Annotated in this window: 14 protein-coding genes; 13 read left to right on the forward strand and 1 reads right to left on the reverse strand. The window is 50.0% G+C overall.

Annotated elements, in window-relative coordinates; genetic code table 11:
• Nucleotides 1-21: 21 nt before the first annotated feature.
• From HAV38_RS14855 to HAV38_RS14905, 11 genes are all read left to right on the forward strand, one after another.
• On the forward strand, nucleotides 22-366 hold the full coding sequence (locus HAV38_RS14855) for an ATP synthase subunit I (RefSeq protein WP_168056463.1): 345 nt from the start codon (nucleotides 22-24) through the stop codon (nucleotides 364-366).
• Complete coding sequence (gene atpB / locus HAV38_RS14860) at nucleotides 363-1,190, forward strand: F0F1 ATP synthase subunit A (protein WP_168056169.1); 828 nt, start codon at nucleotides 363-365, stop codon at nucleotides 1,188-1,190. Before HAV38_RS14855 ends, atpB begins: the two co-directional genes overlap by 4 nt.
• A 139-nt stretch (nucleotides 1,191-1,329) precedes the next feature.
• Nucleotides 1,330-1,575: a F0F1 ATP synthase subunit C gene (atpE, locus tag HAV38_RS14865; protein WP_038494309.1), complete on the forward strand. Its 246-nt coding sequence runs from the start codon at nucleotides 1,330-1,332 to the stop codon at nucleotides 1,573-1,575.
• A 72-nt stretch (nucleotides 1,576-1,647) separates the two neighbouring features.
• The gene (locus tag HAV38_RS14870; RefSeq protein WP_168056170.1) at nucleotides 1,648-2,118 is read left to right on the forward strand and encodes a F0F1 ATP synthase subunit B; all 471 of its coding nucleotides are present in this window, start codon (nucleotides 1,648-1,650) and stop codon (nucleotides 2,116-2,118) included.
• A 2-nt stretch (nucleotides 2,119-2,120) separates the two neighbouring features.
• Entirely contained in the window at nucleotides 2,121-2,654 is a 534-nt protein-coding gene (locus HAV38_RS14875; protein ID WP_168056171.1) for a F0F1 ATP synthase subunit delta, read from the forward strand.
• Between the two features lie 133 nt (nucleotides 2,655-2,787).
• Entirely contained in the window at nucleotides 2,788-4,329 is a 1,542-nt protein-coding gene (atpA, locus tag HAV38_RS14880; protein ID WP_168056172.1) for a F0F1 ATP synthase subunit alpha, read from the forward strand.
• A gap of 29 nt (nucleotides 4,330-4,358) precedes the next feature.
• The gene (gene atpG / locus HAV38_RS14885; protein WP_168056173.1) at nucleotides 4,359-5,231 is read left to right on the forward strand and encodes a F0F1 ATP synthase subunit gamma; all 873 of its coding nucleotides are present in this window, start codon (nucleotides 4,359-4,361) and stop codon (nucleotides 5,229-5,231) included.
• A gap of 217 nt (nucleotides 5,232-5,448) precedes the next feature.
• The gene (atpD, locus tag HAV38_RS14890; protein WP_168056174.1) at nucleotides 5,449-6,849 is read left to right on the forward strand and encodes a F0F1 ATP synthase subunit beta; all 1,401 of its coding nucleotides are present in this window, start codon (nucleotides 5,449-5,451) and stop codon (nucleotides 6,847-6,849) included.
• Nucleotides 6,850-7,067: 218 nt separating this feature from the next.
• The gene (locus HAV38_RS14895; RefSeq protein WP_168056175.1) at nucleotides 7,068-7,493 is read left to right on the forward strand and encodes a F0F1 ATP synthase subunit epsilon; all 426 of its coding nucleotides are present in this window, start codon (nucleotides 7,068-7,070) and stop codon (nucleotides 7,491-7,493) included.
• A 376-nt stretch (nucleotides 7,494-7,869) separates the two neighbouring features.
• Complete coding sequence (locus HAV38_RS14900; protein ID WP_168056176.1) at nucleotides 7,870-8,307, forward strand: CoA-binding protein; 438 nt, start codon at nucleotides 7,870-7,872, stop codon at nucleotides 8,305-8,307.
• Nucleotides 8,308-8,478: 171 nt separating this feature from the next.
• A complete protein-coding gene (locus HAV38_RS14905) occupies nucleotides 8,479-9,285 on the forward strand; it encodes a PPK2 family polyphosphate kinase (RefSeq protein ID WP_168056177.1) in 807 nt (268 codons plus the stop codon).
• Between the two features lie 58 nt (nucleotides 9,286-9,343).
• On the opposite strand, the gene HAV38_RS14910 is transcribed toward HAV38_RS14905, so the two are convergent.
• Entirely contained in the window at nucleotides 9,344-10,141 is a 798-nt protein-coding gene (locus HAV38_RS14910; protein ID WP_168056178.1) for a transporter substrate-binding domain-containing protein, read from the reverse strand.
• Nucleotides 10,142-10,604: 463 nt separating this feature from the next.
• Between HAV38_RS14910 and HAV38_RS14915 the strand changes: the two genes are divergently transcribed.
• Complete coding sequence (locus tag HAV38_RS14915) at nucleotides 10,605-11,555, forward strand: sugar ABC transporter substrate-binding protein (protein WP_245182398.1); 951 nt, start codon at nucleotides 10,605-10,607, stop codon at nucleotides 11,553-11,555.
• 105 nt (nucleotides 11,556-11,660) lie between these two features.
• Nucleotides 11,661-12,617, forward strand: coding sequence for an ABC transporter permease (locus tag HAV38_RS14920; protein ID WP_168056180.1), 957 nt, complete (start codon nucleotides 11,661-11,663; stop codon nucleotides 12,615-12,617).
• Nucleotide 12,618 lies beyond the last annotated feature (1 nt).

Below are 12,618 nucleotides of genomic sequence, written 5' to 3' on the forward strand. Positions count from 1 at the left end.
ATCGCACAACTGGGGATCGATATGTTGCGTATTGTTCTTCTGCAATTTATCGTCACCGTGGTTGTGGCTGGCGTGGCAGCATTATTGGGTGGTATGCCGGGATTTATTTCTGCGCTGCTTGGTGGGTTATGTTGCGCTGTGCCAAACGGTTTATTTGCATTACGCCTTTTTTTCAGCGCAAGAAAACCTGGCGGCGCTAATCCGATATCTTTTTTTATCGGCGAGTTTATCAAAATTGCTACGACGGTTGCGCTCTTGGGCGCAGTTGTTTGGTTGTATCACGGTGTTAACTGGCTGGCATTTGTCGTCAGCTTCATCGTGGTGCTGAAAAGTTACTTTATCTTACTATTTAGACGCCAATTATGACTGCAGCTGGAATCGACGGACCACTCACCCCCTCAGAATATATTGTCCATCACCTCGGACATCTTTCAACAGGCCACCAAAGTAAAATTGTTGATTTTTCAATCATCAATATTGATACCGTTTTCTGGTCGGTTTTTGCCGGTGTAATTGGTTGCCTGTTAATGTTTATCGCAGCACGTAGCGCAACTGCTGGTGTGCCGGGACGTTTTCAGGCTTTCGTCGAAATGATGGTCGAGATGGTTGAGAACCAGTCGAAAGAGATCGTTCACGGCGATCGCAGCTTTATCGCGCCGCTCGCGTTGACCGTCTTCGTCTGGGTTGCGTTGATGAACTCCCTCGATTTCCTGCCAGTCGATATGTTTTCCAGTTTCTTCCAGCTGGTTGGCCTGGATGGCATCATTTCACACCATCGTGCTGTGCCAACTGCCGATTTGAACGGCACCATGGGAATCGCCCTGGGCGTACTGGTACTGATGCTGTACTACAGTGTCAAAATCAAGGGCATTGGTGGCTTTGTGCATGAATTGCTGGCGGCACCGTTCGGTATCTGGCTCGCCCCTTTCAACCTGCTGTTAAACCTGATTGAATTCGCTGCAAAAACCGTATCTCTGGGGATGCGACTGTTCGGCAATATGTACGCCGGCGAATTGTTGTTCCTGTTGATTGCATTGCTGGGTTCGGCCGCGACCACTTTCGGTTTCGTCGGACACGTAATTGCCGGTTCGATCTGGGCGATTTTCCATATCTTGATCGTGTTGTTGCAAGCATTTATTTTTATGATGCTGACGCTGGTCTACATCGGCCAGGCGCACGAAAAACATTAAGATTTGGGTCGTTTGCGTCCACCGGAAACCTCCGGATTCGGGCGCAACAGGCGACCTCCCACATCGGTTCTGGTAGGTTTCGTAGTATTTGTTTTTTTGATTTGCCTTTTGTATTAACTTTAACTTTGAAGGAATTGTCATGACGGATCTCTCTTTTGTTGCTTTGGCTTGTGGTTTGATAATTGGTTTGGGCGCAATCGGTGCTTGTATCGGTATCGCTATCATGGGCGGTAAATACCTTGAGGCATCCGCACGCCAACCAGAGCTGATGAACACTTTGCAAACCAAAATGTTCTTGCTGGCTGGTTTGATCGACGCTGCATTCCTGATCGGTGTTGGTATCGCTATGTTGTTCGCTTTCGCAAATCCATTCGTACCTAAGTAATTCGGGCACCATAGCCGATTCTCATTTTGCTGAAAATATTTCAGCACACGTTATTCTGAGAAGGAAATTACCGTGAACTTAAATGCAACATTGTTTGCGCAGTTCGTGGTCTTCTTTATCCTCGCCGGCTTCACGATGAAATTCGTGTGGCCGCCGTTGATGAAAGCGCTCGATGAGCGTACCAAGAAGATTGCGGACGGCCTCGCAGCCGCTGATCGCGGCAAGGCAGATCTGGCAGCCTCTGAAAAGCGGGTACAGGCAGAACTGGCCACTGCGCGCGACGAAGGTCAGAAGCGTATTGGCGAAGCTGAAAAACGTGCTCAGTTGATTATTGAGGAAGCCAAAAAAACGGCTTCGGAAGAAGCAGCGCGCATTGTTATTAATGCTAAGGCAGATGCAGATCAGCAAGTAACTAAAGCGCGTGAAGGTTTGCGCAATGAAGTTGCTACGCTGGCTGTTAAAGGCGCAGAACAGATCCTGAAGCGCGAAGTCAACGCAGCGGCACATGCCGATTTGTTGAATCAACTGAAAACAGAGCTGTAATCATGGCTGAAATCGCAACGATTGCCCGCCCTTACGCAGATGCGCTGTTCCGAGTAGCCAAATCACAAGATTTGGCTGCATGGTCTGGTTTGATCATTGAGATGGCGCAAGTTGCCGCGCATCCGGATGTTCAGGCCCTGGCGCGTAATCCTGCGGTGTCACATCAGCAAGTTACTGACATCTTTCTAGCGTTGTTGAAGTCACCACTGACTGCCGAAGCCAAAAACTTTGTCACCACATTGGTTGCCAACGGTCGTTTGATAGCATTGCCAGAAATCGCTGAGCAATTCCACGTGCTGAAAAATGCCGAGGAAGGTGCCGCCGATGTTGAAATCACCAGTGCTTTTGAACTATCTGCAGCACAAGTGCAAGAACTGCTGGTCACGTTGGAAAAGAAATTCGGTCGCAAGCTCAACCCTGCTGTCACTGTGGACAGTACGCTAATTGGTGGAGTGCGCGTGATAGTTGGCGACGAAGTGCTGGACACATCGGTACGCGCCAAGCTGCAACAGTTGCATGTCGCGATAGCGGCGTAAGACATTGCGGTAACAACCGCGACAGCTAAACTATAGCAACTGCACGGCTACAAATAGTCAGTGCATTCATTGCGTCGAACTGAGTGGCCCGAGTCCTTAGCGTAAGCCAAAGAGAAAAATTTTAGGAGTTAGTATGCAACTCAACGCGTCTGAAATCAGCGAACTGATCAAGAGCCGGATTCAAGGCCTTGGCGACACCGCTGAGATTCGAAATCAAGGCACGGTTATCTCCGTGTCCGACGGTATCTGCCGCATTCATGGTCTGTCTGACGTGATGCAAGGTGAGATGCTGGAATTCCCAGGCAATACATTTGGTCTGGCATTGAATCTGGAACGTGACTCTGTCGGCGCCGTTATTCTGGGCGACTTCGAGCACATTTCCGAAGGCGACATCGTTAAATGTACGGGTCGTATTCTGGAAGTCCCGATCGGTCCTGAACTACGTGGCCGTGTGGTCAATGCGCTGGGTCAGCCAATTGACGGCAAAGGCCCGGTCAACGCCAAGTTGACAGCACCGATCGAAAAAATTGCGCCAGGCGTTATTGCCCGTCAATCTGTTTCCGAGCCGATGCAAACCGGTATCAAGTCAATTGACTCGATGGTCCCGATTGGTCGCGGTCAACGTGAACTGATCATTGGTGATCGTCAAACTGGTAAGACTGCCGTCGCGATTGATGCCATCATCAATCAAAAGGGTCAAAACGTTACATGTATCTATGTGGCGATTGGTCAAAAAGCGTCTTCGATCAAAAACATCGTACGTTCATTAGAAACACACGGCGCGATGGAATACACGATCGTTGTCGCCGCATCAGCTTCTGAGTCGGCCGCGATGCAATTCGTCTCGCCTTACTCCGGTTGCGCGATGGGCGAATACTTCCGTGACCGTGGCGAAGATGCACTGATCGTTTATGACGATTTGTCCAAGCAAGCTGTCGCGTACCGTCAGGTATCGTTGCTGCTGCGTCGTCCACCAGGTCGTGAAGCGTATCCCGGCGATGTGTTTTACCTCCACAGCCGTTTGTTAGAGCGCGCAGCACGCGTGAACCCAGCATATGTCGAAGCTTTCACCAAAGGTGAAGTCAAGGGCAAAACTGGTTCATTGACTGCTTTGCCGATCATTGAAACACAAGCTGGTGACGTTTCTGCATTCGTTCCAACCAACGTTATTTCGATCACTGACGGCCAGATTTTCCTGGAAACGTCGTTGTTCAACGCTGGTATTCGTCCTGCAATTAACGCTGGTATTTCGGTATCGCGCGTTGGTGGTGCTGCACAGACTAAAGTTATCAAGAACTTGTCCGGTGGTATTCGTACCGACTTGGCACAGTATCGTGAGTTGGCTGCGTTTGCGCAGTTTGCTTCTGATCTGGATGCGGCAACCCGCAAGCAACTTGATCGCGGTGCACGTGTGACTGAACTGTTGAAGCAAGCGCAATACTCGCCACTGCCGATTTCACTGATGGCAGTAACGTTGTTCGCGGTCAACAAAGGTTTCATGGATGATATTGAAGTGAAGAAATTGCTGCCATTTGAATCGGCTTTGCATGACTTCATGAAAACCAGCCACGCACCATTGTTGCAAAAGATCGAAGAAACCAAGCAACTCGACAAAGATGCTGAAGCTGCGTTGTCTGCTGCAGTTGCTGATTTCAAAAAATCCGACGCGTATTAATTCTCTGGGGCTATAAGGAGTAATAACTCATGGCTACAGGCAAAGAGATACGCGGCAAGATCAAGAGCGTAGAAAATACGAAGAAGATTACCAAGGCGATGGAAATGGTCGCGGCGTCCAAAATGCGTAAAGCGCAGGAACGGATGCTGGCGGCGCGTCCCTACAGTGAGAAGATTCGTAATATTGCTTCTAACTTGTCGCAAGCGAATCCGGAATACACGCATCCGTTCATGTCTAAGCAGGACACTGCCAAGACGGTTGGTTTTATCGTTGTCACAACCGATAAAGGTTTGTGCGGTGGTATGAACACCAACTCCTTGCGTCTGGTCACTGCCAAAATGCGTGAACTGGAAACTGCGGGTAATCAGATTCAAGCAGTCGCCATTGGTAATAAAGGCCTGGGTTTTCTGAATCGGGTCGGCGCAAAAGTCGTATCGCACGTGGTGCAACTGGGTGATACCCCACATCTGGACAAATTAATTGGCCCGGTCAAGGTATTGCTGGATGCTTACGAAGAAGGTCGTCTGGATGCGGTGTACCTGGTGTACACCAAATTCATTAACACGATGAGACAGGAACCGAGACTGGAGCAATTGCTGCCCTTGTCCAGCGAGCGTCTTACGTCCGATAACGATGGTGCCCACGCGTGGGATTACATCTATGAACCGGACGTACAAAGTGTGATTGACGATTTGCTGCTGCGCTACGTTGAAACGCTGATTTACCAGGCGGTTGCAGAAAACATGGCATCTGAACAATCAGCGCGGATGGTCGCAATGAAGTCGGCAAGCGACAATGCCGGTAACGTGATTGGTGAGTTGAAGTTGGTTTACAACAAAACTCGTCAGGCTGCGATTACCAAGGAATTGTCGGAAATCGTTTCCGGTGCGGCGGCTGTTTAGTCTCACAGGGTGTGATTTTAAGGGCTCCTCAAAAAGCCTTAGTGAACGAGCCAGCGCTTAACGGGCGATGTCGCAACTCCGGAAGCCGCAATGGGTACGGTGTGCGTCGCAAGTTTTAAATTGGTTCGTGTAACAGGTTTTTTGGGGTCGCCGCACGCAACGACCATAACGCGCAAGCGTTCAACTGAATTTAATTTTATATATTGAAGGAACGAAAATGGCTGATGGCAAAATCGTTCAGTGTATCGGCGCTGTTGTGGACGTTGAATTTCCACGTGACGCGATGCCTAAGATTTACGATGCCTTGAAGATGGAAGGCTCGGAACTGACGCTTGAAGTACAACAGCAATTAGGCGACGGTATCGTTCGTACTATTGCATTGGGTACTTCAGACGGTCTGCGCCGCGGCATGATGATCAAGAATACCGGTAAGCCAATCATGGTTCCTACCGGTAAGGCAACACTTGGTCGCATCATGGACGTACTAGGTAATCCTATTGATGAATGCGGTCCGGTAAGCCACGCGACTACTGCTTCTATTCACCGTAAAGCACCTGCGTATGACGATTTGTCGCCATCGCAAGAGCTGTTGGAAACAGGTATCAAGGTTATTGACCTGGTTTGCCCGTTTGCCAAGGGTGGTAAAGTTGGTCTGTTCGGCGGTGCTGGTGTTGGTAAGACCGTCAACATGATGGAACTGATTAACAACATCGCTAAAGCGCACAGTGGTTTGTCCGTGTTTGCAGGTGTTGGTGAGCGTACCCGTGAAGGTAATGACTTTTATCACGAAATGGCTGACGCAAAAGTGGTTGATCTGGAAAATCCAGAGAACTCCAAAGTTGCGATGGTTTACGGTCAGATGAATGAGCCGCCAGGTAACCGTTTGCGCGTTGCGTTGACCGGTCTGACGATCGCTGAAGGCTTCCGTGATGAAGGTAAAGACGTGTTGTTCTTCGTCGATAACATCTATCGTTACACATTGGCCGGTACTGAAGTATCTGCGTTGCTAGGTCGTATGCCTTCTGCTGTGGGTTATCAACCTACATTGGCTGAAGAAATGGGCCGTTTGCAAGAGCGTATTACTTCAACCAAGACTGGTTCGATTACATCAATTCAAGCGGTTTATGTTCCTGCCGATGACTTGACCGATCCATCACCAGCTACCACCTTTGCTCACTTGGATTCCACTGTTGTGTTGTCCCGTGACATCGCTTCGTTGGGTATTTATCCTGCGGTTGATCCGTTGGATTCTACTTCACGCCAGTTGGATCCGCTCGTCGTTGGTCAGGAACACTACGATACAGCCCGCGCTGTTCAAGGTATTCTGCAACGCTACAAAGAATTGCGCGACATTATCGCGATTCTGGGTATGGATGAGTTGGCACCGGAAGACAAGCTGTTGGTAGCGCGTGCACGTAAAATGCAACGTTTCCTGTCGCAGCCGTTCCACGTTGCTGAAGTATTTACCGGTGCACCAGGTAAATACGTTTCGCTAAAAGATACGATCAAGGGCTTCAAAATGATCGCTAGCGGCGAACTCGATCACCTGCCGGAACAAGCGTTCTACATGGTTGGTACAATCGAAGAAGCAATCGAGAAAGCCAAGAAAATCGGCTAATCCATAACGATGTCGGCTACGCTTTTTAAACACGTAGCTGGCATTTTTATGGCGATTTGATTGACTGGATAAATTAGGACTTACGCAAAAGCGTCGCAGCAACGGGTTGCCAACCCTGCCGACGAACACAGCATGTGAGTGCCGGGCCACGTTGGCGGCAAGGCAAGCACAACGCCGCTGGGGCGATTTTGCGTAAGTCCTATAATTAAGGGTCTAACATGGCAAACACTATTCACGTTGACGTGGTTTCTGCGGAAGAGCTTATCTTCTCCGGCGAGGCTGAATTTGTCGCGTTGCCGGGTGAAGCGGGCGAGTTGGGGATTTATCCTCGTCACACGCCGCTGATCACGCGCATCCGGCCAGGTGCGGTACGTATTAAAGTACCAGGTCAGGCAGAAGATGAATTTGTTTTCGTTGCTGGGGGCTTGCTGGAAGTGCAGCCAGATACCGTCACTATTCTGGCCGACACTGCGATTCGCGGTGCCGATCTGGATGAAGCAAAAGCAACTGAAGCCAAGCGTCTGGCAGAAGAAGCGTTGACCAATCAGGAATCAAAAATCGATTATGCAAAAGCGCAGTCAGAGTTGACGACAGCAATTGCACAGTTGGCAGCGATCCATAGATTGCGTTCAAAAGGCCGTTGATTTAGCGGTCGGACAGCGATTGTCCGAGTTGTGAAGATGGCATCAAACAAGCAGCTTCGGCTGCTTTTTTGTTGTCTATTAATTTTATGTTATCTCCGTTATGCATGGTTATAAACACAGTAAAAAGTTAGCCGCAGGCAGCGCAGAAAACAGTATTCCCTTGAGGGCCAAATACGACCGATATTGACACTGATACAAAAACTCAACAGACTCAAGTAAGATAGCTTCATCACGTATCCGCCAGAAGAGTATGGCTCTCCTCCTGCCCGGACGTTTTTAGGGGGCGTACCGAAATTGGGTATGCCAGCGAAGTCCCGGGTTTCGAAGAAGCCATGACCAGCTCCAATCTAGCGCCTTTACCGCAGAGGAAATCGTCATGTCTGACACAGAAGGATCATTGCAGTCTTCTCAACCGATCATTGCCATTGTCGGCTTATCCAATCGACCAGACCGACCCAGCTTTGGCGTCGCTCGTTACATGCAAGAGCATGGTTACCGCATCATCCCGGTAAATCCTATGCGTGTGAGCACTCACATTCTTGGTGAGCACTGCTACAAGGATCTTTACGATGCGGCCCGTGGACTCGCTCAAGAAGGTTTGAAAATCGATATTGTTAATTGTTTTCGTAAAGCAGGGGATATTCCACCTATTGTGGGGGAGGCGATCATGGTCGGCGCCAGCACTATCTGGATGCAGCTAGGGATCATTAATCAGGATGCTGCCGATAAAGCCATTAAAGCCGGATTAACCGTCGTGATGGATCGATGCATCAAGATCGAACATGCGAAAGGTAACTATTACGGCGTGTTGTAAGTTTTTCCGTCCCCTTACAACGCAATTTTTGCACCTTGGCTTGTGGCCTGTTGATTAGGTTCAGTGGCAGTTGTCAAACCGTGCCTTGGTACATTAGCGCTCGTTCCCCAACTTTTTCCTGGTCTGAAAGACCGGCCATCAAAACACGCAATCAAGTCCAGGGAGTTTTCAATGTCCGCTCAAACTGAATTTCGCGCCAGCAAAAAAACCAAAATTAAAGACGTTGATGCCGGTAAAAAGCCGTTGTCCAGTGGCGACAAAGAAAAAGACAAACAGCAGACGCTCGCACTGGCGAGCGAAATTGGCCTGCAACAAGAGATGCTGTATGCGGGGCAGCACCACAAATTGTTGGTAGTATTACAAGGAACTGATACTAGCGGAAAAGATGGCACCGTTAAAGGCGTATTCAACAGCATCAATCCACAAGGTATCAGTATTGTTGGCTTCAAGGCGCCAAGCACAATTGAAAAGGCCCATGACTATCTCTGGCGCATCCATCAGCAAGTGCCGATAGCAGGCGAAATTACGGTGTTTAATCGCAGTCACTACGAGGACGTTCTGGTGACGAGGGTCCATAACTGGATTGATTCCGGAGAGTGCGAGCGACGTTACGCGCACATCTGCGATTTTGAACGGATGCTGGCAGAAACCGGAACCACCATCATCAAATTTTTGTTGCACATCTCTAAGGATGAGCAAGCGAGGCGCTTACAAGAGCGCATCAATGATCCCGAAAAAAACTGGAAATTCGATCCTCAGGACCTTGAAGAGCGACAAAGCTGGGACGCGTATCAGGAGCTATTTGCCAGCGCGATTCAGGCAACCGATGCCGATCACGCGCCATGGTATGTCATTCCGGCCGACTCCAAGACCCACCGCAATCTGGCGATAGCGAGTGTGGTACTGGAGACGCTACAGGCGTTGAAGCTCAAACCGCCGCCCGCCAATCCTGCATTGGCCGGACTCAAAATCGTCTAATGTGTTTATTCAGGGAGACGGCGCAGCAACGAGCGGGCGTCTTCTGCTTCTATTGTGCTTATTTAAGCCAGTGGTCCACTATCTGATCGTACTCGCCGGTCGCTTTTAACTGGTGCATCCAAGTATCGACGAACTCTTTAAAGGGTACGTCGCCGCGTGGCAACATGAAGGCTTTTTCCGCAAACTGGAGCGGCTTGCCGGGGTTAATCGGACACAGTTCAGGGTGTAACTTCGATTGCCATAAAGTCTCACTGCCGTCGGTCACCATAATGTCGGCTTTGCCCTTAATGATTTGATCGAAGATCGTCACGTTGTCGGGATACGCAATCAATTGGGCTTGTTTGAAATGCGCCTTGGCGAAGCGCTCGTTGGTGCCGCCGGGATTGACGATCGCGCGCGTGCCTGGCACGTCAATCGCCGCGAGGGATTGAAATTTGGCGACATCGGCGCAACGTGCGATGGCTGATTTGCCATCCACCATATGCGAGGTGGAGAACGAGACTTTTTTTAGTCGATCAAACGTGACCGACACACCGCCCATCGCGATATCGCATTTTTCCAGAAAATCATTGGTCAGGGTGGGCCAACTGGTTTTGACGAACAGCGCCTGGACCCCTATCGTTTTGGCTAATGATCGGGCCAGATCTACGTCGATTCCTTCAAACGACTGATCGGTTTTATAAAACGTAAATGGCCGGTAGTCGCCGGTCATGCAAACGCGCAGGTTACCGGATTGGATGAGCTGATCCAGACGCGATGCCAGCGCTTCGGTGCCGGCCAGCCCGCTAGCGGGACTGAGCGCCAGCATACCGATGGCAACTAATGCGGCGCGTGCGACGAAAAGCGACTTTTTCATAAAATCTCCGAAAGCGTTGTTGGGTGCTGGCGATTATGCGTTAGTCAGCCAGATAAAGCGCGACTTCTATTATCAGGCCCTCAGTCGGTCCTCCCTAAGACCTGCGCGAAATCGCTCCAGTGACCTAATGCGCTATGTCGCCCTAGCGTGGCAAGGTTTCCCTTACCTCGGATTTCTCAAAAAATACCACTCAACAACGGGCAGGATGACTTACGTAATTTGCAAGTTAATAAAAACTTCTGCGATCTAATCGCGTTGCTATAGACGAAAAAGCGAAAAATAATTAATAAAGACAGTAGATTTATTAATTAAATGGGCATATATTACGGCAAGGAAAGTCATAAAAGTACTTATGCAGGTATCCCGTACTATTTTGAAATAACGTGACTAATTATGGCTTTCCATCTCATTGTGCAGACCGGAGGAGACAAAAATGAAATTAAAAAATTGCATCGCGCTAGCTATGTTGACGACCCTGACCACCGTCACAGGCGTGACCGCTGCAGCCGATCAACCCATCATTGGGTTGATTACCAAAACCGACACCAATCCATATTTTGTAAAAATGAAAGAAGGCGCACAAGAAGCCGCCCGGTCCAGAGGGGCCAAATTGCTGACCGCCTCAGGCAAATCCGATGGCGACAATGCCGGTCAGATTGCTGCGATTGAGAACATGATGGCGGCAGGTGCAAAGGTCATTTTGATCACCCCGAGCGACGCGAAGGCGATCGTTCCTGCGCTGAAAAAGGCGCGTGACCAAGGCGTGATGGTGATCACTCTGGATAGTCCGACTGATCCGCAGACCGCGGCAGATGCGTTGTTCGCAACCGATAATTTTAAGGCTGGTGTGCTGGTCGGCCAATATGCCAAGGCAGCCTTTGGTGACAAACCAGCCAAGATCGCGACGCTGGATTTATTTCCTGGACACCCTGTGGGCATCCAGCGCCACGATGGTTTTCTGCAAGGTTTTGGCGTCAAAAAAGGCGATCCGAGCATCGTCTGCATGCAAGATAGTTTCGGCGATCAGGCAAAAGGCCAGACCGCTATGGAAAATTGCCTGCAAAAGAACCCCGAGATCAACCTGGTCTACACCATTAACGAACCAGCCGCAGCGGGTGCTTACAAGGCCTTAAAGGCCGCAGGAAAAGAGAAAAACGTGATGATCGTCTCTATTGACGGTGGATGCGACGGTGTACGCAATGTGAAGGCTGGTGTGATTACCGCGACGTCGCAGCAGTATCCGTTACGGATGGCATCTCTCGGTGTGGACGCGGGTGTCGATTATATTAAAACCGGTAAAAAGGTCAGCGGTTACGTCGATACAGGCGTCACGCTGATCACCGATAAAAAGCAGAAAAATATCGACAGCAAGGATAGCGCCTTTGGTTTGAGCGCCTGTTGGGGAAAGAAATAATGTGAACTTGGGGCTAATGCTCCGATTTGAAGAGTCGATTCAAAGATTCGATTGAGGATTCCATCATCGCCAGCTCCTTTCCTCAACCAACTAGGACCTTAATTTATGAAGCGCTATTTAGATCACCTGCCCCCGCTATCATCGCTGGGGCCGTGTATTGCATTACTTGTGGCCTGCCTGTTTTTTTCAACGCAATCCGACCGGTTTTTGAGCGGACAAAATTTTTCTCTGATTCTGCAACAAGTAATGGTGGTGGGCGTGATCGCCATCGGTCAAACGCTGATTATTTTAACGGCCGGGATTGACCTGTCTTGCGGCATGGCAATGGCTTTAGGCTCGGTTGTGATGACCAAATTTGCCACAGATCATGGCGTACATCCTTATCTTGCGGTGATGTGCGGTTTGTTGGCCTGCACTTTGGTCGGTTACCTGAATGGCGCGTTGGTGACCAAAGTGCGGTTACCGGCATTTATCGTGACCCTCGGGACCATGAATATCGTGTTTGCCATCACTCAGGTATATTCCGGTGCGCAAACCGTCACCAACCTGCCGGACGCACTACTCTTTTTCGGTAATACTTTTCAGGTCGGTCAGACCAATATCACCTATGGCACGGTACTAATGTTGGGGCTATACCTGTTGACATGGTTTTATCTGCGCGACACCGCGCCCGGACGCCATATTTATGCCGTCGGCAATAATCGTGAAGCGGCACGTCTGACCGGCATTGCCACGGATCGCGTGCTGATGAACGTGTATATGCTGGCTGGATTGTTGTACGGTATTGCCGCTCTGCTATCTGTCGCCCGCATGGGTGTAGGTGACCCGCAGGCCGGGCAGACCGATAATCTGGACAGCATCACGGCGGTGGTCTTAGGCGGTACCAGTCTGTTCGGTGGGCGCGGCATGATAGGCGGCACGCTGATCGGGGTCATGATTGTGGGCGTGTTCCGGAACGGATTGACGCTGATGGGCGTGCCATCCGTGTTTCAGGTGATGGTCACAGGCATTCTCGTTATTCTGGCAGTCGCCACCGACCAGTTTACGCACAAGAAAGGTTGAA

Origin of the sequence: Glaciimonas immobilis, assembly GCF_011947285.1 — a bacterium.
GTDB classification, from domain to species: domain Bacteria; phylum Pseudomonadota; class Gammaproteobacteria; order Burkholderiales; family Burkholderiaceae_D; genus Glaciimonas; species Glaciimonas immobilis.